Annotated in this window: 13 protein-coding genes and 3 pseudogenes; 11 read left to right on the forward strand and 5 right to left on the reverse strand. The window is 64.4% G+C overall.

Annotated features, from left to right (window positions below; all coding sequences use genetic code 11):
• Positions 1-14: 14 nt before the first annotated feature.
• From M3O59_RS03005 to M3O59_RS03020, 4 genes and pseudogenes are all read left to right on the forward strand, one after another.
• A pseudogene (locus M3O59_RS03005) lies at positions 15-579 on the forward strand (DDE-type integrase/transposase/recombinase); the annotation flags it as partial.
• Between the two features lie 149 nt (positions 580-728).
• Complete coding sequence (locus tag M3O59_RS03010; protein ID WP_116906625.1) at positions 729-2504, forward strand: chloride channel protein; 1776 nt, start codon at positions 729-731, stop codon at positions 2502-2504.
• A gap of 189 nt (positions 2505-2693) precedes the next feature.
• Positions 2694-3207, forward strand: a pseudogene (locus M3O59_RS03015) (SulP family inorganic anion transporter); the annotation flags it as partial.
• Positions 3208-3297: 90 nt separating this feature from the next.
• Positions 3298-4308, forward strand: a complete 1011-nt coding sequence (locus tag M3O59_RS03020) for an IS630 family transposase (protein WP_082925906.1) — start codon at positions 3298-3300, stop codon at positions 4306-4308.
• A gap of 161 nt (positions 4309-4469) precedes the next feature.
• On the opposite strand, the gene M3O59_RS03025 is transcribed toward M3O59_RS03020, so the two are convergent.
• Positions 4470-6242, reverse strand: coding sequence for an expansin EXLX1 family cellulose-binding protein (locus M3O59_RS03025; RefSeq protein WP_116906983.1), 1773 nt, complete (start codon positions 6240-6242; stop codon positions 4470-4472).
• A 586-nt stretch (positions 6243-6828) separates the two neighbouring features.
• Here M3O59_RS03025 and cycA point away from each other — a divergent pair.
• A complete protein-coding gene (gene cycA, locus M3O59_RS03030) occupies positions 6829-8202 on the forward strand; it encodes a D-serine/D-alanine/glycine transporter (protein ID WP_116906984.1) in 1374 nt (457 codons plus the stop codon).
• Positions 8203-8467: 265 nt separating this feature from the next.
• Positions 8468-9379: a CorA family divalent cation transporter gene (locus tag M3O59_RS03035; protein WP_116906985.1), complete on the forward strand. Its 912-nt coding sequence runs from the start codon at positions 8468-8470 to the stop codon at positions 9377-9379.
• Positions 9380-9540: 161 nt separating this feature from the next.
• Here the strand turns inward: M3O59_RS03035 and M3O59_RS03040 are convergent, their stop codons facing one another.
• Positions 9541-10236: an AIM24 family protein gene (locus M3O59_RS03040; RefSeq protein ID WP_064632448.1), complete on the reverse strand. Its 696-nt coding sequence runs from the start codon at positions 10234-10236 to the stop codon at positions 9541-9543.
• Positions 10237-10510: 274 nt separating this feature from the next.
• On the opposite strand from M3O59_RS03040, the gene M3O59_RS03045 reads away from it, so the two are divergent.
• Both M3O59_RS03045 and M3O59_RS03050 read left to right on the forward strand, forming a co-directional pair.
• Positions 10511-11613 (forward strand): IS3 family transposase gene (locus M3O59_RS03045; protein ID WP_249050105.1). Its coding sequence is split into 2 segments (ribosomal slippage): positions 10511-10760 and positions 10760-11613, totalling 1104 coding nucleotides; the frame shifts between segments, so codons are not numbered across the junction.
• A 110-nt stretch (positions 11614-11723) separates the two neighbouring features.
• A complete protein-coding gene (locus M3O59_RS03050) occupies positions 11724-13232 on the forward strand; it encodes a type III effector (RefSeq protein ID WP_220375927.1) in 1509 nt (502 codons plus the stop codon).
• 50 nt (positions 13233-13282) lie between these two features.
• Here the strand turns inward: M3O59_RS03050 and treA are convergent, their stop codons facing one another.
• Positions 13283-14956 (reverse strand): alpha,alpha-trehalase TreA, encoded by a 1674-nt coding sequence (gene treA, locus M3O59_RS03055; protein WP_116905082.1) that lies wholly within the window; start codon positions 14954-14956, stop codon positions 13283-13285.
• A gap of 600 nt (positions 14957-15556) precedes the next feature.
• Here treA and M3O59_RS03060 point away from each other — a divergent pair.
• Positions 15557-16555: a hypothetical protein gene (locus tag M3O59_RS03060; protein WP_064632452.1), complete on the forward strand. Its 999-nt coding sequence runs from the start codon at positions 15557-15559 to the stop codon at positions 16553-16555.
• Between the two features lie 100 nt (positions 16556-16655).
• On the opposite strand, the gene M3O59_RS03065 is transcribed toward M3O59_RS03060, so the two are convergent.
• On the reverse strand, positions 16656-17585 hold the full coding sequence (locus M3O59_RS03065; protein ID WP_147308440.1) for a GAF domain-containing protein: 930 nt from the start codon (positions 17583-17585) through the stop codon (positions 16656-16658).
• 401 nt (positions 17586-17986) lie between these two features.
• Here M3O59_RS03065 and M3O59_RS03070 point away from each other — a divergent pair.
• Positions 17987-18073: pseudogene (locus M3O59_RS03070) on the forward strand (FtsW/RodA/SpoVE family cell cycle protein); the annotation flags it as partial.
• A gap of 66 nt (positions 18074-18139) precedes the next feature.
• Here M3O59_RS03070 and M3O59_RS03075 read toward each other — a convergent pair.
• Entirely contained in the window at positions 18140-21019 is a 2880-nt protein-coding gene (locus M3O59_RS03075) for a M16 family metallopeptidase (protein WP_249046881.1), read from the reverse strand.
• 280 nt (positions 21020-21299) lie between these two features.
• Here M3O59_RS03075 and M3O59_RS03080 point away from each other — a divergent pair, with 280 nt between their 5' ends.
• On the forward strand, positions 21300-23918 hold the full coding sequence (locus tag M3O59_RS03080) for a PAS domain S-box protein (RefSeq protein ID WP_249046880.1): 2619 nt from the start codon (positions 21300-21302) through the stop codon (positions 23916-23918).
• The last annotated feature ends 189 nt before the right edge of the window (positions 23919-24107 follow it).

Genomic DNA, 24107 nt, shown 5'->3' on the forward strand with positions numbered 1-24107 from the left:
GTTGCCAGCCGGCGCGCTATCGGCGCCGTCCCGATCGCGACGAGGAGGTCATTGCGCTGCTGTCCGCATTGGCCGAGCGCTTTCCCGAGCGTGGCGTTGGAAAGCTCTTTCAGATCATCTGCCGTCGCGGACACGTGTGGAATCACAAAAGGGTCTGGCGTGTGTATTGCATGATGAAGCTCAATCAACGGTGTCGCAGCAGGCACCGGGCCCCGACCCGTCATCCGCAGCCGCTGGCATGCGGTGATCGACCCAATGCTGGATGGTCGATCGACTTCATGTCCAATGTGCTGTGGGATGGTCGACGCTTCCGCACGTTCAATGTCATTGACGACTTCAGCCGGGAAGCCCTGGCGATCGAAGTGCACTTGAATCTTCCGGCCGCCCGCGTCATCGGCACCTTGGAACGCATCGCGGCCTGGCGCGGCTACCCCGGCAAAGAGCGAGGTTCGCGAACAGACCGAACACTGGCTGGCCGACTACAACCACCAGATACCCCACGACAGTCTGGGCGGGCTAACGCACGCCGAGTTCCGTGATCAACATCAACCGCAGACATCTAGCTTTAGCTGGCACTGAATCAAGGGGAGTCGACATACCGATGCATCAAGCGTAGCGTGCCTTGGGTCAGCGACGCGGGTGCACACTGGTGCGGCAGCTGGCGTCGGCGTGGCCGACGCGCTGATCCAGCGATCACTCCTGTCATGCAGCCACATTCTCACGACCCCATGCAGACACCGCATTCCCCCAGCGCGCCGGTACGCCAACCGGTGGACTGGCTGCGCCGGCAGCTACGCGCCAACGACCTGTGGTTCATCGGGTTGGCGGCGCTGGTAGGGTTGATCGCCGCGGCCTTGATGGTGCTGCAGTCCGGTATCGCGCACGGCATGCAGGCCTGGTTGTATGGGCTTGTGCCGGGTGAGCGGCTCAGTACCGCCGAATCGATCATCGCCACCCAGTTGTTGGTGTTGCCGCTGGGCGGCTTGCTGGTCGGCCTGGTTGCATTGCTGGCGCGGCGGCGCAAGCGGCCGCTGGTGGATGCGGTGGAAGCCAATGCCTTGCACGGCGGGCGCATGTCCATGCGCGACAACCTGATCGTTGCGGTACAGACGCTGCTGTCCAACGGCTTTGGTGCATCGGTAGGACTGGAAGCGACCTATACGCAGATGGGCGCGGGCGCCGGTTCGCATCTGGGCCGTGTCCTGCGGGTACGCCGTGCCGACATGCGCACGCTGGTCGGTGCCGGTGCGGCCGGCGCGATCGCCGGCGCGTTCGGGGCACCGCTGGCAGGGGCGTTCTACGCGTTCGAGATCGTGATCGGGGCCTATACGCCCTCGGCGCTTGCGCCGGTGGCGGCGGCGGCGCTGGCCGGCGCGTTCATGGCCAACGCGCTCGGTGCCGCGCCGTATTCCTTGCCGGCTGCGGTGGCCTATCAATTGCAGCCGCGCGACTATGCGATCTACATCGCGCTGGGGCTGACCTGTGCGTTGATCGGCATCGCAGTGATGCGCCTGGTGGCCGGTATCGAACGCGCCGTGGGGCGGTTCGCGCTGCCGATCTGGGGCCGCCCGGTGGTGGGTGGATTGCTGCTGATTCCATTGGCGATGTACTCGCCGCAAGTGCTGTCGTCGGGACATGGCGCCCTGCATCTGGACCTGACCAGCAGCAGCACGCTGCAGGTGTTGGCCGGTTTGCTGGTGCTCAAATGCATTGCGTCGGGCATCTCGCTGGGTTTCGGCTTCCGAGGCGGGTTGTTCTTCGCCTCGTTGTTCATGGGCTCGTTGGTGGGCAGCCTGTTTGCGGTGTTCCTGAACCTGCTGGTCGGCGCGGCGGCGGTGGACATCACCAGTGCCTCGTTGGTGGGCATGGCCGCGTTGGCGGCGGCCATTGTCGGCGCGCCGATGACGATGGCCATGCTGATCCTGGAAGGCACGCACGACTTTGTGCTGGCGAGCGCGGTCATGGTGGCGGTGCTGGTGGCCAATACCGTGGTGCGCCAGGTGTTTGGCTATTCGTTCTCCACCTGGCGCCTGCATCTGCGTGGCGAAAACATCCGCAGCGCACGTGACGTGGGGTGGGTGCGCAATCTGTCGGCCGGCAAGATGATGCGCAAGGACGCCAACCACACTGCGCACGACATCACCGTCAGTGAATTTCGCCGGCGGTTCCCGTTGGGGTCCACGCAGCGCGTGGTGCTGGAAGACGCCGCCGGCCATTACGCCGGTGTGGTGCCGTTGGCGGTGCTGTACGCGGACAACGTGCAGGTCGATGCGCCGGTGAGCGACTACGCCAGGCACCGCGATGCGGCGTTGCTGGCAGACACCGACATCGTGGCGGTCATGAAGGTCTTCGACGCCACGCAGGCCGACGAGCTTGCGGTGATCGACACCCAACGCAAGGTGCTGGGCGTGCTGTCGGAAGGATTCGTGCGCAAGCGCTATGCCGAGGAGCTGGAAAAGCGCGAGCGCGAGCTGATGGGCGAGCGGGTGGTCGGCGATGACTGAGCCACGCGCTGCCGGTCGCGGTTGAGGCGACATGGCGCGTGGTGGCTCGACACGTCCACTGCGTGCAGACCGTGTAGTCGGCAACGCCATGCGCTCGCGGCGCGTGCAGCTACTCATCGACAGCGGCGCCATGCGATGCCAACACACATCTACCAGCGGCCTGCGCGTTGGCTGTGCTCATGCGTCGGCGAATGTGCAGGCCAGGGACTGGCGAACATGCTGGCCAGTTGCTCCATTTGCTTCGGTGGCATGGCCGGCTGCGCGACGATCGGGCAATCGGTGATCAACGTGCGCTCGGGCGGACGCGGGCGCTTGTCGTGCCTGGTGGCCGGCGTCGTCCTGCGGATGGTGGTGTATGGCGCGGCCTGGGTGCGCCAGATTCCGATGGCGGCGTTGGTGGCGGTGATGATCACGGTTGCGCGCATGTGCAGGAGCAGGCCAGCGAGCGTGACGACGGGATACACGTGTACGCGGTGCGCGGCTAGCTGTTCTTTGCATCGGCCGGGCAGTTCGTGGCCGGCTTCGATTTCCCGGGCACGCCGCCGACCGTGCTGATCGATCTGACCTGCGCGCACTTGTGGGACATCAGCGCGGTGGCGGCGCTGGATCGGGTAGTGATCACGCTGCGCGCGCTTGGCGCCGAGGTCGAGGTAGTCGGCGTGATCAGGCCAGCGACAGGCTGATCGACACCCTAGTCCACTGAATCATTGAAATCGGATGCATGATCCCCAGGTAGTGTGTCATGCAAAGAACGAAGTTGACGATCCAACAGCGTGCTGAATTGGAGGCGGTGATGCGCAAGCGTCACGGCAACGCCGCTTTGGTGCGCCGCGCGCGGTGTGTTGTGCTTTGGAGCGATGGAGAACGTCGAGTCCACATACGCACTAAGCTTGCCTGCAACGACGCATTCGTCTCGAAGTGGACGGCGGCGTTTGAGGCGCAAGGACTGGCCGGGCTGGTGTCGGTGCATCCTGGGCGTGCGCCGAAGATACCGACGGCCAAGCTGGAAGCGCGTGTGCTCAACCGCACGCTCAAGCACAAGCCCAAGGACGGTTCGACGCACTGGAGCAGTCGCAAGCTGGCTGCCGAGCTGGGCAATGTGTCGTTCTCGGCCGTCCAGCGCATTTGGCGCAAACACGGCGTGCGTCCGCATCGGTTGGACACCCACATGGTCTCCAACGACCCGGAGTTTGAGACCAAGGCCGCAGACGTGATCGGCCTGTACCTGGACCCGCCTGCGCACGCGGTGGTCTTCTGCGTGGACGAAAAGACCGCGATCCAGGCGCTGGACCGCAAGGACCGGATGCTTGCATTGGCACCCGGACGCGCGCAAAGCCACGGATTCGAATACAAGCGTAATGGCACACTGAGCCTGTTCGCCGCGCTCAATACGGGCACTGGCGAAGTGCTGGGCAAAACGGCAGCTCGTCACACCAGCGAGCAGTTCGTGACCTTCCTCGAAGAGGTTGTCGCCAGTCAGTCCAACGGCCGGGACATCCATGTCATCTGCGATAACGTCAGCAGCCACAAGACGCCGCTCGTGCATGCGTTCCTGGCCGAGTACCCCCGCGTTCATATGCACTACACCCCCACCTACTCGTCATGGCTGAACCAGGTCGAGAACTGGTTCGCCCGCATCCAGCGTGATGTCATCACACGCGGGGTTTTCTCCTCAGTCAAAGACCTCGATAAGAAGCTCATGCGCTACATCCGCCAGTACAACAAAAACCCAAAACCGCTGAAATGGACCTTCGCTGATCCAACTCGACGCATCACATCCGATTCCTCGGATTCAGTGCACTAGGCGCCGCGCTTTGTGAGGAGACTGGTTGTCCCCAAGTTGTTCGCAGGATGTTTTCAAACGTGGAAAGTCTTCTTGCTAACTCCTAGAGGGTTTCCATCTTTGAGTTTCCATCTTTGAAAAGCGTCTGGGCGGCAACATGCCTGAAATAGCCTGTAGCCGGCTCATGGAAACTGCACATGCCCCGGCTCGAAATATGCCGGTTTGCTGCCGTCTTCCGGCAATGCGGGAATCGTGTCGGCGATGACCTTGCCGCGAATGTCGGTGATGCGGATGGACAAGGGTTGGTTGCCGAGTTGTTCGCCAAGGAAATGGTTGTAGTCCATCTTCTGCAGGCTCTTCCACGTGCTGCCCTGTTTCACTTCAAACTTGACCACCGGGTAAGCATGATTGCGCACCTGGATCGCCGCCCACCAGCGCGAGCTGCCTTCCTTGATGCGGTATTGCACGTTGCCGGTGATCGGCGCGCGCACCACTTTCCAGCTGATCGGGATGCGCCCGTCCACCATGTTGCCAATTGCCGCGAAGGCATTGTGCGACAGGTCCAGCCCACCGGATGCGCCTTCGGGGTAGAGGTCGGTGACGTATACGGTGGTCTTGCCCTTGGGGCCGGTCACTTCCAGATATGCGCCTGCCAGTGCAGCCTTGACGCCGCCGAAGTTCAATTGCGTGGGGTTGAGCGCAGTGATGAACGCGGTGCTCGGGATCGGATCCAGTAACAGCGCGCCGCCGGAATAGCCGGAGCCGGTATAGGTTGCAGTGCCGCTGAAGGTCCTGTTCCAGGTGCTGGCCTTGCTGGCATCGGCCGTGCGCGCCGTCTTCGCGGCCGCTGTCGCAGCGGTGGCTGCCGAGATGCCCCAGGCCTGCTGCAGCACCTGCAGTTTGTCTGCGCGCGGTGTGCCATCGCGGGCGAGCAGGCCGCCGTTGTTGGCGTTGCCCACTTCCCAACTACCGAGAAAGGCACTGCGCATGCCGTTGGTGGCCAGATAGCTGCTCAATGCGTGCTGCCACGCCGGGTCACGCGGGTCGCCATCGCCCAGGCCACCACCGATGCTGACCGGCACCACAGCGCGATCGGCTGCGAACTGACCGAAGTCGCGTTGCCAGGTGGCAGGCAATGCGCTGGCGAAATCGTTGGCTGCAAACGCATCGGCCGCATCGCGGTCCGGCCCTGCCAGCTTGGGCATCAGCACCAGATGCGCGGCGGGAATGCGCGGCGGCACGCAGGCAAGCGGCTGCAGATTGCTGCCGGCGGCCTTGCGCGCCGAGTCGCTGCACACCGCGTTGTTGCCCACACCTTCCACGCCGATCATCCAGCCTGGCGCCTGTTGCAATACCGCCGTTGCCGCGCGCGTGGCAACGCGATTCCAGTCCGCCTCCGCAGCGGTACCTGCCCACGTGGCGTTGCGATACCCGCTGCTGCCCAGGTCGAGACCGATGACGCCGGCGGTCTTGCCATAGCGGCGCGCGAGCGTGGTGAGGCCGTCGATCCAGACCTGTTGCTGCGTGCTCAGCTGCGGCGCGCTGTCGTCGCAACCGGCATCGGCGAAGGCGAACATCACCTGCATGCCGCGTTGGGTGCTGGCGCGTACGACGGCGTCGAGCACCTGCACGGAATTCAGCCCGCGCAGCGTTGGCTCGCCGGCAACATCGGTGGCGGCTACCTTGGTGGCCTGCAGTGTCGCTGCACAGACCGGCAGGCGCAGCGCGTTGATGTCGGCGGCCTGCAGTTGATCCAACAGCTGCTGCAGCGTGTTGCCTTGCAAGCCGGCGGCCACATGCGTTGCGCGATCGAAGCCGGGCCAGGTGACGCCGCGGATCTGCAGCGTCTGGCCGCGCGTGTCGACGATGCGTCCGTGTGCACCGACCTGCACGGCCAGCGCGGTGACGGGTGCCAGCAGCGCCAGCACGAGCAGCAGGCGAGAATGGGATTGCATGGGAGTCTCCTGTGGGAAGGGCCCGCGCAGGAGACCAGCAAACGCCCCCCGCGGTCCGTGCGCGCAGTCAAGGAAGCGGGCAGGAGCGTGGCGCTTGGCTGATGCAGGCGGCCGCACTGGAATGGGGGTCGCTGTTTGCGCGCGGCATGCGTGCCATCTGACGAGCAGGCTGCATTCGTGGCGCGCTACATGCGGCGCTGCAGTGCGTGTTGTGGGGCAGCGCGTCATGCGGTGCTCCGCTATCGGAGCGATCACCTGCACACGGTCGCGTGGTGCCCGTGTATCGGGCGCTGCAGGCCAAGCAGCACACATGCCGCTGTTTGCGCGTACGCACAATCTGCACGCCGGCAGGTGCGCTTTGCTTGCAATGGACAGTCATTGCGCCCAACGACCGCGGCGCAAACGCGCCCATCCCAGCGTGGCGAGACAGAGGACGGCGTACGGCTACCAACGCACCACGATGGGGCACCGCGCCAAGCGTATGCGGGCGCATCCAGCGCTTGGTGGCTGTCGCAATGCGCCCCCTGGTGCGCGCTGCCGCAATCTCGTATTTTTGACGGCTTGTTCACTTGCAGGTGCCGTGCCCATGTCCGACCCGTCCGCGCCCGCTCATCTGCAACGCAGCCTGTCCAATCGCCATCTGCAGCTGATCGCCATTGGCGGGGCGATCGGCACCGGCCTGTTCATGGGCTCGGGCAAGACGATCAGCCTGGCCGGGCCATCGATCCTGTTCGTCTATCTCATCATCGGCGCGATGTTGTTCTTCGTGATGCGCGCAATGGGCGAGCTGCTGCTGTCCAACCTGGAGTACAAGTCGTTCATCGATTTCTCCACCGATCTGCTCGGGCCGTGGGCCGGGTTTTTCTGCGGGTGGACGTACTGGTTCTGCTGGATCATCACCGCCATTGCAGATGTCATCGCCATTGCGGCCTACGCGCAGTTCTGGTTTCCCGGATTGGCGCCGTGGATACCAGCCATCGCCTGCGTGCTGTTGCTGCTTGCATTGAATCTGGTCACGGTGAAGCTGTTTGGCGAGATGGAATTCTGGTTTGCGCTGATCAAGATCGTCGCCATCGCCGCGTTGATCATCACCGGCGCCGGCCTGGTGGCCTGGGGCTTCCGTTCGCCGTCGGGCAACGTGGCCTCGCTGTCGAATCTGTGGAACGACGGCGGCATGTTCCCGATGGGCATCGGCGGGTTCTTTGCCGGCTTCCAGATTGCAGTGTTCGCCTTCGTCGGCATCGAACTGGTCGGTACCACCGCTGCAGAAACCGCCGACCCGCGCCGTAACCTGCCCAAGGCGATCAATTCGATTCCGGTGCGGATCCTGATCTTCTATGTGCTTGCCCTGATCGCAATCATGGCGGTAACGCCGTGGCGGCAGGTGGTGGCCGACAAGAGCCCGTTCGTGGAGCTGTTCGTGCTGGCCGGCGTGCCGGCCGCGGCAAGCCTGATCAACTTCGTGGTGCTGACCTCGGCCACCTCGTCGGCAAATAGCGGCATCTTCTCCACCAGCCGCATGCTCTACGGCCTGGCCGAAGAACAGCATGCACCGAAGGGCTTTGCCAAGCTCTCGCGTGCGGCAGTGCCGGCACGCGGGTTGCTGTTCTCCTGCGTGTGCCTGCTGCTGGGCGCGATGCTGGTGTACCTGATCCCCAACCTTGTCACTGCATTTACGCTGGTCACCACGTTGTCGGCGGTACTCTTCATGTTCGTGTGGTCGCTGATCCTGTGCGCCTACATCGCCTATCGCCGCAAGCGGCCAGAGCAGCACGCCGCCTCGCAGTTCAAGCTGCCGGGTGGTGTGTTGATGTGTTACGTGTGCCTGGCGTTCTTCGCCTTCGTCATCGTGCTGCTGACCTTGCAGGCCGACACGCGGCAGGCGTTGCTGGCCAGCCCGGTGTGGTTCCTGATCCTGGCGATCGGGTATGCGGTGAAGGGGCGGCAGGCGCGCGCCTGAGCCAGAGGCGTGGCACTGCCGGCGCGCTCCGGCATGCCGGCAGTGCCCGAGCGGCACTGCGTTGCCAGCGCACGCACCGGCACGTGCACTGCCGAAGGGCTAGCAGGTTCGGTCGCTGCGCAGCGGCCCCTTACCGCCTGGCCGCACCGCGGCTGCACGGCGCCACGATGAAGGCCACTGGCAGCTGAGCGTGCGTGTGGGGTGGCGTTGACGGCGATGGAGCGGGGCCGGATGCTCGCCGCCATCCATCGCCACGGCCTGCCGCATGATCACGATCCACCCGATTGCCGGAACTCACCACGCGCAGGGCTGCTGGGTGGACCTGTGCCGGCCGAGCCCGCAGGAGCTGGCGCAAGCTGCCGAAAAAGTCGGCTTTGCGTTGCCCGATCGCGCGGCGATTGGCGAGATCGAATTCAGCAGCCGGGTGCGCCGCCAGGGCGATGTGCTGTTTCTCAATGTGCCGCGGTTCCAGGATGACGACGGCCCCACCGCGCCGCTGGGGTTTGCGCTGTCGCCGACCATGCTGGTGACCCAGCGCGAGCAGCGCATCGGCTCGCTGGAGGCATTGGCCGCGCGCCTGGAGCACGAGCCCTGCCATAGTTCGGACGACCTGTTGCTGCGCATGTTCGACCAATTGGTCGGGCGGCTGGCAGACCGCCTGGAAGCGCTCGAAGCGGCGGTCACCGACACCACGCGGCTGGTGTTCGACAACCCGCACAAGACCAAGGATCTGGAACGCATGCTGCACCAGGTCGGCGGCATGGGTCGCCAGCTCGGCGGCCTGCACAACGCCGGGCACGGCCTGCTGCGTCTGGTCACCTATCTGGATGGCGCCACGCCGGACTGGTTCGGCGCCGATGCGGCCAAACGCATCACCCTGCTGCACAAGGACCTGACCACCTTGAGCGAATTCCAGCAGCACATGGACGACCGCATCGAGTTCCTGCTCGACAGCGTGCTGGGCATGATCAACATGGACCAGAACAACGTGATGAAGGTGATGGCGGTGGCGTCGGTGGTCGGCATCCCGCCCACCGTGCTGGTCGGCATCTGGGGCATGAACTTCGCCTACATGCCCGAGCTCAAGGCACATGATGCCTACTTCTGGGCGCTGGGCGTGATCGCGCTGAGCGTGGTGATTCCGCTGGCATGGTTTCGCAAGCGCGGGTGGGTGTGAGGCGCGCAGGTGCGGACCTGGTCAAGCAGAGCAGCCAAGCAGATTCGACGGAACCGACGCGCCAGGACTTCAGGTTCGGCAAACCATGTACGCAGCTTTGCGCATGACGTCGGTGCCAGTCAGTTGCCCGGCCACGCAGCGCGCAGCCGGGCACGACAGCATCAGCCCTTGGCCTGAAAACTGGCTTCTTCGTAGGGCTGCACCACCACCCAGCCTTCGCCGGCAAAGCGCATCTGCAGGCTTTCGCCCGAGCCGCGGCCGAACAGCGTGCCGATCGACACGTCGGTGACCAGCTCCGGGGTCAGCGTGCCCGACCAGGCGACGGTGGCGTTGGGGTCGGTGAACACCGGGCCGCTGGCAGCGGTGACCGGCAGGGTCAGCGGCTCGTAATGCGAGGTGATCGCCACGATGCCGTGGCCGCTCAGGCGCACGTTGAACAGGCCGCCGGACAGCATGCCGGCCACTTTGCGCATCATGCTGATCTTGTGCTCGACGCCCGACTCGAACGCCAGCACGTCGTTGCCGTTGACGAAGATCGCCTCGCCATTCAAGCGCAGCAGCGTGACCAGCTTGCCGAGGTCGGCCAGATACACGCGGCCCTGGCCTTCGGCCTTCATCAGCTGCATGCCTTCGCCGCTGACGGCTTTTTTCAGCAGATTGCCCAGGCCCTGCTCCAGCAGTCCCTCGCGGGTGAACTTGACGTTGCCGGTGCGCGCCACCATGGCGCCGGCCTTGGACCACGCCATGCCGTTGAGGCGCACTTCCAGCAGGTGCGGGTTTTCCAGTTCGAACGGATCGGGGCTGACGTCCTTTTCCTTGGAATGGGCGAGAAATTCGTTGAGCGTGCGTACGGCCATGGGTCCGTCCTGGAGTGAAAGAGTGCGCATGATACGCGGCGGTTCGATGAGGCGCCTGCGTTCGTAGACTCCGACGCAAAGAATGCAGGCCATCTCGACGGCGCAGAGCCGAGTACGTTCGCTCAAGTTGATGAATTTGCGCATGCAATGGCACATTTCTACGTGGGAGATTTATTCTTTATTCGCTGATCTATTATTACGCGGATCGGCGTCCCCCCGATTTTGAGTAGCGCCGCAGTTTGGAGTCCAATTCCCTACCCGAAGGAGATTGGACGTGAAGAAGCGTTTTACTGACGAGCAGGTCATCGGCTTTCTGCGTGAGGCCGAAAGCGGCGTGGCGATCAAGGACCTGTGCCGGCGCCATGGCTTCAGCGAGGCCTCCTACTACCTGTGGCGCAGCAAGTTTGGCGGGATGAGCGTGCCCGATGCCAAGCGACTCAAGGACCTGGAGGCAGAGAACACGCGCCTGAAGAAGCTGCTCGCCGAGCAGGTGTTCCAGAACGATCTGATCAAGGAGGCACTGCAAAAAAAATGGTGAGCGCACCGGCGCGTCGTGCGCTGGTGCGCGAGTGGATGGGGCGAGGGGCCAGCGAGCGTTGCGCGTTGGCCGCGATCGGCATGAGCGCCAGTGCGCTGCGCTATTGCCCGCGCGAGGACCGCAACGTTGCGCTACGCGAGCGCATCGTGGAACTGGCGCATCGCCACAAGCGCTACGGCGTGGGGATGATCTATCTCAAGCTGCGCCAGGAAGGACGCCTGGTGAACTACAAGCGTGTGGAGCGCTTGTACCGCGAGCAGCAGCTGCAGGTCCGCCGCCGCAAGCGCAAGAAAGTGTCAGTGGGCGAGCGTCAGCCGCTGCTGCGGCCATTGCAGGCAAACCAGGTGTGGTCGATGGACTTTGTGTTCGACCGCACCGCCGACGGCCGGGCGATCAAGTGCCTGGTGATCGTGGACGACGCCACACACGAAGCGGTCGCCATCGAGGTGGAGCGTGCAATCTCGGGCCATGGCGTGACGCGTGTGCTGGAGCGGCTGGCCATCAGCCGCGGCTTGCCGCAGGTGATCCGCACCGACAACGGCAAGGAGTTCTGCGGCAAGGCAATGGTGGCCTGGGCGCATGCGCGTGGCGTGCAGTTGCGACTCATCCAACCCGGCAAGCCGAATCAGAACGCCTATGTCGAATCGTTCAACAGCCGGTTGCGCGATGAATGCCTCAACGAGCACTGGTTCCCGACACTGCTGCACGCACGCACCGAGATCGAGCGCTGGCGACGCGAATACAACGAGGAGCGACCCAAGAAAGCAATTGGCGGCATGACCCCGTCCGCGTATGCCCAACAGCTGGCCAACACCGATATCATCAACCCCGGACTCTAGACCCGGCCGCTACTCAGGACGGGGGGACGCCGGGATCACAACAATTTTAATTATCGGGTTAATAACTTAGGCAATATATTATGGATATTAGAAATAGCCCTCAGAGGTCTATGGATTTTTCCAATGCTACTGAAGGTATTGTTAGCGATGCATCTTCTTCCTCAGCCGAAGGCCTTCCTGGCAAGGATTTAAATCCTGACAAATCTCATTTTGAAGGTCTAGGTACTGCTCCCAGACGTGCATCTCCTGGCTATTCTGAAAGTCGCACGGTGCAATTAAAGGGCGGATTAAGCAGTGAGCAACAATGTGATCTTCATTCAGAAAAAAAGCGTGTCAATTGGACTCGGGCGTCTGGAGTTTTCGGTAAAATCGGACACAAGATTGAATCCTTATTGGGTATGCGGGATCCCGAATCTCGCGTTCAGGCTTTCGTCGCATTTATGGCTGATGGAAACGGTCGGCCGGGTGCAACGATGCTCGATCTAGGCGATGGCTGGATGAGGGCTACGCGTGTTGTCAATGAAAAAACAGCCTTGATCGACTTCCGCTGCGACGAAGATGGACAAGTGGTAGATGCACGACATCCCGGTAAGTTCCCGCTGCTCCCAGAAGGAAAAAGGCGGGAAGCCTTTGAGACAGTACTTCAGGAGCTAAAATTTAGAGGTGCTGATGTACTGCGTAGTGTTCCTGTGTATTACGTCAACAGGAATACGCGGGGTTACGTGATTCCTACGCATGGTTACGTCGTCGCTGGTGACCCAGACCGGGGACGTAAAAGCGGTGCAACTTTATATGGGGTTGGGGGCGATCCGAAACGTGGCCCTGTTGTTCTCGATGACAAGCTGCTCGCTCGCCTTGTCGCTGGGGAAAATGCGAAGGTCGGCTCCAAGTTGTCGGAGCCTATCCGGGCAGCGATTTCTGCACTAGCTGGTGAGTCCTTTGCTAGTCGCGAGGAATTTTACAATGCATATTCTCGAGTCAGGGGAGGGGAAGTCGATCAGTTGGTGCTGAATGCTGAGATTTCTTCCATATATCGTCTTTTGCCCAAGTCTACGATGGAAATGTGGCCAAAAATTTCCGATGATTACCGAGCCGCAAAGCCAGCCGCACCCGAGCGGGATCTTAGAGCGTTTGAGAGCTTTCCCAAAGATATCCGGCGCAAGGTTAGGCTGAAGCAAATACGTGAGGTAGATAGTATTGACTTATTAGAAGCCAAGCGACAATTCATGCTTCATCGTCTTTACCAGGACGAGCTGCTGGGTCGCGATGGAAGCGGGGTCCCCTCTGAACTCTCTAAACCGAGAGCTACCCCCCAGATTCGTGATCATCTGGTCGCATCCACCCCAAGATTTAAGCGGCTGCCACCTCATCAATCTGACAAGGTAGGAAACTGCAATGCCGGTGCATCATCTCTTTTGCAGCTAGCGGTAGACAAATATGCTGAAAAGAATGACTCAATTCCAGAAAAAGTATCTGCAGCTAGTGTTTTCGGTATTGGTTCGGGTCATCGACTAGCTATATGGGATCCACTGAAAGTCTCGTCTAATCAAAAATCTCTGGGGCCACTGACAAGGACACCAGAAGAACCTGAGACTGATGTGGGTACATCCGGTGGATAGCCGAACTGTTTGCTTCCCACCCTCTCTACAAGGAGGGTGGGTCCAGACATTCAGCGCGTTGCCGCTTCGGGCTTGCGCACGCGCTTTGCCGGCGCCGCCTTGGCCGCCTTGCCTGGATACAAGTTCAACAGCATCAAGGTGACGCCATTTGTCCAGCCGAAGCCGTCCTGCAGGGTGTATTCGCCACCGCCGCCGCCGGCTGCATCGGTTTCCAGGCCGTATTTTTCGACCAGCTTGTGTTCGCGTGCGAACAGCGCCTGTACCTGGGCGAGGAAGCGTTCGCCGATGGTGCGTGCCAGCGCGTCTTCGCCATAGCGGCGCAGGCCGTCCACGGCCACCCATTGCAGCGGCGCCCAGCCGTTGGGTTCGTCCCATTGCTGGCCGGTCTTCACTGCGGTGGTGGCCAGGCCGCCCGGGCGCAGCAGCGTTTTGCGCACGGTGCCGGCAGTGCGCTTGGCGTGATCGTCCGACGCCAGACCGGCGAACAGCGGATACAGCGCCGCGGCGGTGACCTGGTCGCTCAGCGTGCGCGTCTGCCAGTCGTAGTCGGCGTAGTAGCCGGCCTTGTTCCACAGATGCGCGTCGAGGGCCTGCTTGCGCTGCTGCGCGAGCGCGGCGTAATCGCGCGTGCAGTCTGCGCCGGGTTGCGCGCAGGCCTGGGCCAGGGTGCGTTCCAGGTGGTAGAGCAGGCTGTTGAGGTCGATCGGGATGATGGCAGTGGTGCGGATGGTGCGCAGGTTCTGGCCGTCGGCCAGCCAGCGGCTGGTGTAGTCCCAGCCGCTCTCCGCACCGGCACGCAGGTCGCGGTAGACCTCGGCGGCCGGGCGATCGGTGACTTCGGCGGCGGTGCGGGTGTCGTGCAGCCAGGCTTCCGGGCGCGGGGTGTCGCGCTCGTCCCAATAACGGTTGAGCACACTGCCGTCGGCCAGGCGCACCACATGGCGCGCCGCCTGGCCGGGCTGCAGGTCATCGCTGCCCTGCATCCAGTAGGTGTATTCCTTTTGCAGTTGCGGCAGGTAACGCTGATACACCGCCTCGCCTTCCACGCCGGCCTGCAGCTCCACCATGTAGGAGAAGAACGGCGGTTGCGAGCGGCTGAGGTAGTAGGTGCGGTTGCCGTTGGGGATATGCCCGAAGGTGTCGATCAGGTAGGCGAAGTTGTCCAGCATCTGGCGGCTGAGCGTGGTCTCGCCGCTCTTCACCAGGCCCAGCATGGTGAAGTAGGAATCCCAGTAATACACCTCGCGGAAGCGCCCGCCCGGCACTACGTACGGGTGCGGTAGCGCCAGCAGGCTGCTGTGCGGCGGCACGTGGTTCTGGCTGCGCACCAGCTTGGGCCACAGCAGGTCGATGTGCTCGCGCAGCGCGGTGTCCTGGCGGATCGCGTCGGTCTGCACCGGCGGCGACTCTTCGAAATTGGCGTCCACGAACTTGCGCAGGTCGAAACCGGGGTGGTCGTGCTGGGCCAGATAGTCGGCGTTGATCAACGCCGGGTCGCGCAGCGGCAGGAAGTCGACGAAATGCTTCTGATCGTCGAACAGCTCGCCGCGCTGCACGGCCTGAAACAGTTCCGGGTAGGCCACATCGGGCGTGGGCGGCGTGGACGCCGGCGCGTTGACGACAGGAGTGTCCAGCGGCGCGGCAGTCAGCGTGCATGGCGCGACAAACATGCTCAGCGACAGGCCAAGCAGCGACGTGCAGCACGGGGGCGCGGCAGAACTCATGACATCTCCAGAACGGGCAGTGGCGTAGGGCATGGTAAACGACCGAAGTGGCGGGCGGGACCGGTCGAGGGTGCCGGCACGCCGACAGGCTTCGCGCGGAGACGACTGGATTCAGCAAGCTGATCCGGCGTGTTGCCGTCACTTGCATCAATCCAGCCGTATCGGCGCGGATCCAGGCAGCTTGAGCGATGCCGCATCAGCGTCCGTGCGCCCCGGTCGTTGCAAGCGGCGCGCCACAGGAAAGGGGACGGACTGTCGCCGCGCCCGCGATGCTGGCCGCCGATGCACGGCTCGACCAGACCACATGCCAGCGTGGGTGACATCATCAAGAATTCAGTGCTGCAGCGCATCCGGGTGCATCCGCAAGGCACCGTGGGCGCGCGTTCGCCGGCTGCGCTCAGTGGCCGTGCGATTCCCGCGTGCATACGTGCAGCCAATCCGCGTGCGCCCGCCTGCCGCGCAATGTGAATGGCGGCTGGCCCTTTCCGGCCAGACAACGAATTTCAAACGCGCGCCTGCGCTGCGCCCGCTAGATTTGCATGCCCCACACCGGGGTTCGGGTGTGGCATCCGCACTCTCATTTCATCGGTCTCCCGCATTGTGATTACCCGCAGGAAGGAAGCGCTTGTCCCGCATGTCGCCGCTGTCGCATGCACGGGCGCCATCCTGTTCTTTCTTGCCTGCCTGTTGCTGTACATGCCGCCGCCGCGCGAAACCGTGCAACACGACGACAGTTTGCAGGTGTATTTCGTGCCGCGGCCGCAACAGACGCCGCCGGCACCGCAGGAACCGCCGCAGGAGCCCGAGCGCAAACCGCGCGCTGCGGCGTCATCGGCTGCGCGCACGGCGCCGCCACCCACGCGTACCCCACCACCGCAGCGGCAGGTGGCGGCAGCCAATGCGCCCGCCAGCGACGCCATGGCGGCTCAGCTGTATACCCGCGAAGGACGGCTGCGCATGGCGCAGGTGGACCCGATGGCGCAGACCGGCAGCGCGGTGCCGCCGGGCATGACCGACGCGCGCGCGCAGGGCAAGGCGCGCAACGTGATGGAGCGGGTCAACCCGGTGCAGTACCAGGACACCCGCTTCGCCAAGGACTGGAAGAGCGACGGCACGCTGGGCGATGTGGCGATGCAGGAAATGAATCGCGGCATGAAGAAGTTCAACGACATGCTCAATGGGCCGCAGACCCAGGTTGCCAAGGCCCGCCCGCCGCCGGATGTGCGCTTCAATCCTGCGCTGGCCGGCAATCAGGCCGAAATGGGCAGCGAAGCGACCGGCGACGCGTACAAATCGGCGCCGATCGCACACGAAACGCCGCCGGATCTCAAGGGCGAAGCCAGCCGCCGCATCCGCGAGGCCCTGGCGGCGCTGGAGCAACGCAGCGCGCGCTGCGACGCATCCAGGCGCACGTCGCTGCTATCACCGGTGCGCACGCATCTGGGCGATCTGGAGCGTGCCGAGCACGCCTTGAACAACGGCGCCGACCCGGTGATGGCCGCGCAGATGTTGCCGCGCCAGGCCGACAGCGCCTATGACCTCGCCCGCCGCGCGCTGTGGTACGCGGACCGGCAATTGAAGCAGTGCGCGGTGGGGTGAGTGGTGGTGGCGCATTGACGCGCCAGCGGCTGGTGACCATGGCGATTGGAGAGCCAATCAGTCGGGCGAGGTGGGTGCGGGTACGGTTGCAAAGCAGTGCCTACGCCAGGCTCTGCCGGTAACGATCCTTCTCCGCGCTCAACGCAACCTCGGCGCGCAGAAAGACCTGGCCGATGGCCTCGTCCACGCTGGTGGATTGCGCTTCGCCCAACAACACTGTCAGGCCCAGCGCATGTTGCTGCTGGGCGATTTCGCGCAGGCGTTGCAGCGTGCATTCGGCATCCGGGCCACGTAGCACGGCAATGAATTCCGCGCTGTCGGTGACGCGGTCGATGCTGTTGCCCGGCCCCTGCACCAGGGCGGCGAACGCCTGGTCGAGTTGCTGCAAGGTGCGACCGAGCAGGCGCTCGCTCTGGCGTTCGGCCAGTGCGGCCAATTCCTGCACTTCCAGTATCACCAGGTGGTAGCCGGTGTCGGCAACGGCCTGGCTGGCGACCGGGGCGGCCGGTTGCAGGATGGCATCGCGTTCGAGTTGCAGTTCGCGCTTGCGCTCGTCGAGCAGGCGCATGGCCACGCGCGCGAGCGCCTGCAGGCCGGTGCGTTGGATGTCGGTGAGCGTGCGTGGCTCGGTGTCGAGCACGCACACCGTGCCCAGTGCCACACCGTCGGAGGTGACCAGCGGCATGCCCGCATAGAAGCGCGCGCCGGTGTCGCCGGTGACCACCGAGATATCGGCAAACCGGCTGTCCTGGCGCAGGTCGGAGACTTCCATCAGCTGCTCGGGGCTGCGGATGGCGTGGTCGCACACTGCCTGGCTGCGGTCGGTCTGCTGCAGGCCCAGGCCCAACTGGGCCTTGAACCATTGGCGGTCGCGATCCACCAGCGACATCAGCGCAATCGGTGTGTCGCACAGGGAGGCTGCGACCTGCACGACGTCCTGATAGGTGTCCTCGGGCAGGCTGTCGACAATGCGATAGCCATCCAGGACCTGTTGGCGAGAGGCTTCGTCAGCCAGGGGCATGTCTTTCATCGAATAAGCCAGGCGAGCGCGAACGAGGAAGCCGCCAGGATACCGGCAGGGCCGGTAATGCGGCGTGGATGCGGCCGCACGCATGTGCGCGGCCTGGGAGAGAAGTGAAGGTGGCTCATAAGCAAACGACTCGTGTTCGGAAACGACTGGTGTTCGGAGAGGAATCGAACAGCGCAACCTGCAGGCACGCGTGGCAATGAAGATGCGCGTACCGGCTACGCCCGCCGGATCGCGATCCGGCAAGTAGATCGCGCGACAGGATCGCGCTGCGCGCTGATGCGCGAGCTGTGCCCTGGCTCCGTCGAACCCGATTGCGGGCGCTGACCAGCATTGGTTGCAGCGGCGACACTGCGCCACAGCTGCCGAAATTCCCGACAACCGCGGCCATCGCGTCAACGCGCACACCGTGTCTGGCCCTGCCCCTGATCTCCTCCGGCGGTTCGTCGGTGTTGATGACCTGCGTGGCGATGGGCTTGCTGCTGCGCGTGTATCGCCCCGTGCCCGGGTTGGCACCGGGCGCGCCGCACGCAGCGCACCCGGTGCGACAGGCAGGATCAGCGCTTGACCGGCTTGCCGTCCACGTCCAGCACCTGCACCTCGCCCAGCTTGAGCGCACGCACCGGGGCTTCGATCTTCTTCAGGTCGCCCACGATCACCCAGGTCATCGCGTTGGGCGCGATGATCTGCTTGATGGCGGTCTGCGCGGCCGGCTGGTCGATCGCTTCCAGGCGCGGCTTGAGCGTCTGCACGTAATCATCGGGGCGGTCGAACTGCACCATGCCTTCGATCGCACCCAGCACCGCGCCAGTGGTTTCGAAGCTGCCGGGCAGGGCGCGGATGCGCTGGTTCTTGATCTTCTCGATCTCCTCGGTGGTCAGCGGCTTGTCGCCGATGATCGCGGTGGCCTCCTTGAGGATCTCGTTGGCCGACTCGGCAGTCTTGTCGGTCTGCACCGGCGCGGAGAACATGTACGGCCGCTGGCCCTGCGCATCCAGCATGCGGGTGCCGGCGCCGTAGGCCCAGCGCTTGTTTTCGCGCAGGTTCATGTTCAGGCGCGAGGTGAAGGTGCCGCCAAAGGCGCCATTGGCCACGCCGATCGCCAGGTTGTCCGGTGCCTTGGTGGACGGTGCGAGCAGGCCGGCCAGAATCACCGACTGCGGCGCATCCGGGCGGTTGATCAGGTACACGCGCGGCTTGGGCTGCGCAGCGACATCGGCCAGGTTCTTCTTCGGCAACGGCGTGCTGGGTGCCTTCCAGTCGCCGAAGGCAGCATCGAGCTGCGGGATGATCTGCGCCAGCGTGGTATCGCCGGCCACCAGGATGCGCAGGTTGTCCGGGCGCAGCCACTGGCTGTGGAAGGCCTGCAGGTCCTTGGCGTTGAGGCTCATGATCGCCGCCTCGCTGCCGCTGCCGGTGAGTGGGATGCCATACGGATGATTCTGGCCGAACAACAACGGTGGCAACGCACGCAGCGCCAGGCTGTTGGGCTGGGTCTTTTCCTGTGCAATGCCGGCCAGCCACTGGCCGCGGATGCGCTCGATGTCGGCAGCCTTGAACGCCGGGTTGCGCACGATGTCGGAGAACAGCTGCAGCGAGGGCTGCAACTGGTCGTTGAGGGCATTGAGCGAGGCGCTGCAGCTATCCAGATCGCAGCCGACGCCGGTAATCGCGCCCAGGCGCTGCTTGCGCTGGGCGACTTCCACCGAATCCAGCGCGGCAGTGCTTTCGTTCATCAGCGCGGCGCTGAAGCTGGCGGTACCGAGCTTGCTGCCCTGGTCGGCGGCATAACCGGCGTCGAACAGCAACTCGACCTGGGTGACCGGAATGGTGTGGCGCTCGGCCAGGACCACCTCGATGCCGTTCTTCAACTTGCCGCGCTGCAGTTTGGGGAAGCTCAGGTCGGGGAACTGGGTGGTTTTGGGCACCCCCTTGCTGCGATCCACGTTGGAAGCGGCGACGGTGTACTTGCCTGCGGCCGGCAGCTTTGGCGCCGGCTTGCCGGCTTCTTCGCCACGCGCAACCACGGCCTTGTCTTCGGCGGCCGGGTCGAAGTTTTTGCCGGCCGGCAGCACGGTCAGCAGGTAGTCGCCCTTGCCGAACCAAGTGGCCGACGCCTGCTTGACGCTGTCCACGGTGGCGGCCTGGCCGCGCTGCAGATCCTGCTTGTAGGCGCCCGGGTCGCCGCGGTAGACCTGGCCCTCGGCCAGGATCACCGCCTTGCCACCGAAGCCGCCGACCTTTTCCAGCCCGCGCACGAAGCCGGCGCGGTAGGCCACCTGCGCGCGCTGCAATTCGTCGGCGGTCGGGCCTTGGGCGATGAACTTCTTGAGCTCTTCGTCGATGATCGCCTCGACCTTGGCCGGATCCACGCCATCCTTCACGTCGGCCTGGATCTGCATCTGGCTGGACAGCGCGAACGGCTGCACCGAGGCGGACACGTCATCGACCAGCTTGTCCTGGTAGACCAGGCGCTGATACAGCCGCGAGGTCTTGCCGCCGCCCAGCACCGTGGTGGCCAGATCCAGCTGGATCATGTCGTCGGTGCCCAACTGCGGCGCGGCCCAGGTACGGTAGATGCGCGGCTGCGAGACATGGTCGTGCTGCACGCCACGCTTCTGCGCGGCCAGCGGGGTCACCCACGGCTGCTGGCGCGCCACCGGCTTGCCGGACGGGATGTCGCCGAAATACTGCAGCGCCTTGGCACGCGCCTGCGCCACGGTGATGTCGCCGGCCAGCACCAGGGTGGTGTTGGCGGCGCCGTAATTGTCGTTGAACCACTGTTTGACGTCGGCCAGCGAGGCCGCGTCCAGGTCTTCCATCGAGCCGATGGTGTCGTGCTGGTAGGGGTGGTTGGCCGGGAACAGGTTGGACAGGATGTTCTGGTCCACGCGGCCATACGGGCGGTTCTCGCCCTGGCGCTTTTCGTTCTGTACCACGCCGCGCTGGGTGTCGAGTTCCTGCTGGCCGATGGCGCCGAGCAGGTGGCCCATGCGGTCCGATTCCAGCCATAGCGCGGTGTCCAGCGCGGTGGTCGGCACGGTTTCGAAATAGTTGGTGCGGTCGAACCAGGTGGTGCCGTTCATGTCGGTGGTGCCGACCTGTTCCAGCGGCGCAAAGAAACTGCCCTTGTTGTTCTCCGAGCCGGAGAACATCAGGTGCTCGAACAGATGCGCAAAACCGGTCTTGCCGGCCGGCTCGTCGCCCGAACCGATGTGGTACCAGATGCTCACCGCCACCACCGGTGCCTTGTGGTCTTCGTGCACCACCACGGTCAGGCCGTTGGGCAGGGTGAAGCGGGTGTAGGCGATGTCGGGAATGGCGCTGCTGGCCGCGCTCCTGGACAGGCTGGCCGGGGCGGCAGCGACGGCGGGGGCAACGGTACCGGTGGCGACACCAAGCGCACCGGCGATCAACAGGGACAGCGGACGCAGCATGTAACACTCCAGAGCAGGGGGCAATCGGCCGAGGGTAGTGGCTGCTTGGCAGCGCCGCAAATGCTGTTGGGCACGGGGTGGGGCAGGCTGCCGTGACTGCGGTGAAGGGGCCATGGCGGCAACACCTCGGTCGCCTGGCACGGATGCCGGCTTGCTGGTTCGGCCGCTGCGGCCCTCTCGCGCATGTCGACACCATCTTCAAGGCTGCAAGCGAGCACGGCCGGGCCCGCTCAAGTTGATCGTCGCCTCGCCGTTACCTGGGGCGACCTACCTTGCCCAGATGCCGAACGCCGACCACGTCATGACCGTCCTGTTGCCGCCCGTACCGATTCCCGCCGACGACGCCTTGCGCGTGGACGCGGTGCGCCGGTTGGGAATGCTGGACACCGAGGCCGAGCCCGAGTTCGACGATATCGCCTGGCTGGCGGCGCATGTCGCCGGCGCCTCGATGGCAATGGTGTCCTTGCTCGATGCCGACCGCCAATGGTTCAAGGCGCGCTGCGGTACCGATCTGGAGGGCACCCCGCGCAGCGTGTCGTTTTGCTCGTACGCGGTGATGGGCAGTGAGCTGATGGAAGTGCCCGATGCCGCGGCCGACCCGCGCTTCGTCAACAACCCGCTGGTGACTGCTGCGCCGGGTGTGCGCTCGTACGTGGGCGTGCCGCTGATCGGGCGCGAAGGCTACGCCTACGGCACCTTGTGCACGCTCAGTACCGAATCGCGCCTGCTCGACGAACACCAGAAGCAGGCCTTGATCCGCCTCGCGCGCCAGGCCGCCAACCAGCTCGAAGCGCGCCGCGACCGCCTCGATGCACAGGCGCAGCGGCAGACCTTGAGCATGTTGCTGGAAGCCATGTCCGACGGCGTGGTGGCCTGCGGCACCGACGGGCTACTGCGCGAGTTCAACCATGCCGCGCGGCAATGGCATGGCACCGACCCACGCGTGCTGCCACCGGCGCAATGGGCGCAGCATTTCGATCTTTATACGGCCGACGGCAACAACCTGTTGCCCACCGAGGCCATTCCGCTGTTGCGCGCCTGGCGCGGCGAACACGTGCGCAATGCCGAACTGGTGATCCGTGCCAACGGCCAGCCGGCGCGCAGCGTGCTGTGCAATGCGGACCCGGTGGTCGGCGACAAGGGCACACCGTTGGGCGCGGTGTGCGTCATGCACGACATCACCCAGCTCCGGGATGCATCGGCGGCGCTGTCTGCCGAGCGCGCGCGGCTGCAGGCGCTGGTGGATGCCTCGCAGGACGTGGCGATCATCGCCTTCGATCCGCAAGGGCGCATCGAGCTGTTCAATCCCGGTGCCGAACAACTGCTGGGGTACGCGGCCGATGAAGTGCTGGGCAGCTGTCCGGCGCAGTTCCATCTGCCGGCCGAGCTGGAGCGCCACATGGCCACGCTGGCGTTGTCGCCACCGTCGTACGTAAAACTGGCTGCGGCCGCCGCCGGCGATGTGCTGGCCGAAGAACTCTGGACGCTGGTGGGCAAGGACGGCGATCTGCGTCGCGTGCGGCTGTGTTTCAACGTCATCCAGGATGCGCAGCAGGGCCTGGCCGGGTATCTGGCGATGGCCATCGACGTGACCGCCGAATTGCAGGCGCAGGCCGCCGCGCAGCTGGCCGCCGAACGCTTCACCGGCGCCTTCGAAACCGCGCCGCAGGGCATGGCGATCGTCTCGCTGGACGGCGCCTGGCGCGACGTCAATCCATCCTTGTGCAGCATCCTCGGCTATCCGCGCGAGCAGTTGCTGCGCACGACCTTTCAACAGATCACCCATCCCGACGATCTGCAGATGGACCTGCAACTGGTACAGGACCTGATCGACGGCAAGCGCGATAGCTACAGCCTGGGCAAGCGTTACATCAGCCAGCAGGGCGCGGTGATCTGGGCGCAGTTGTCGGTGTCGCTGGTGCGCGATGGCAGCGGTGCGCCGGTGCATTTCGTCTCGCAGATCCAGGATGTCACCGAGCGCCATGTGGCCGCCGAGCGGTTGGCCGAAAGCGAAGCGCGCCTGCGTGCGATCAGCGACGCGACCCCGGCGCTGGTCAGCCAGTTCGATGCCAGCCAACGCTGCCTGTTCGCCAATGAAGCGCACCGCGATTGGTTGGGCGTCGAGCCGGCCAGCCTGGTCGGCTCGACGATCACGCGTCTGCTCGGCGCTCCGCTCGGTGCGGCCGCACGCACCGCATTGGCGCAAGTGGCCGAGGGGCAACGCGCCAGTTTCGAACATGTATTGCATGTGGGAAGCAGCGCGCGCGATGTCGAGATCACCCTGGTGCCGGAAACCGGGCGCATGCTGGCCGGCGCACACGGGTTTTTCCTCATGGCGCAGGACGTGACCGCACACAAGACACTGCACCGCCTGATGCACGAGCGCGCCACCCGCGATGCGCTGACCGGCCTGCCCAACCGTCACGCCTGGACCGAGGCGCTGCAGGCAGCAGTGCTGCAGGCGCAACAGTTGCAGCGTGCGGTGGCGGTGATGTTCCTGGATCTGGATGGCTTCAAACGGATCAACGATACCTATGGCCATCGCGCCGGCGATGCAGTGCTGGTGGAGTTCGGCCATTGCCTGCAACGCGCGGTTGAAGGCCGTTACCTGGTGGCGCGTCTGGCCGGCGATGAATTCGTGGTGCTGCTGGACAATCTACAAACGCCCGACGCCGACTGCGCACGGGTCGCCGATCGCATCCGTCATGCTGCCGCCGCTGGTGCCCTGTTCGGCGAGCAGCGGCTACCGATCCAGCCCAGCATCGGGGTTGCCTGGCAACACGGCGACCACGCCGACACTGCAAGCCTGATGCATGCGGCAGACGAGGCGATGTATGCGGCAAAAAATGCGCGCTGCAGCAAGGACGCCGCAATAAATGGCCGCGACGCTGCCCGTTGAAGTGAGCGGAAGGGCAGTTCCTTCTCCCTTCGGGACATTGCCCTCCTTCATGGAGGAGAAGGTGCCCGAAGGGCGGATGAGGGACGTCTGTCGATGGTGATGGCGGTCGCCCATCTTTTGACGAGCGGTAAATACTTGTCGATTCCCGATTCCCGATTCCCGATTCCCGATTCCCGATTCCCGATTTAG

Origin of the sequence: Xanthomonas nasturtii (genome assembly GCF_023337365.3) — a bacterium.
Classification (GTDB): Bacteria; Pseudomonadota; Gammaproteobacteria; order Xanthomonadales; family Xanthomonadaceae; genus Xanthomonas; species Xanthomonas nasturtii.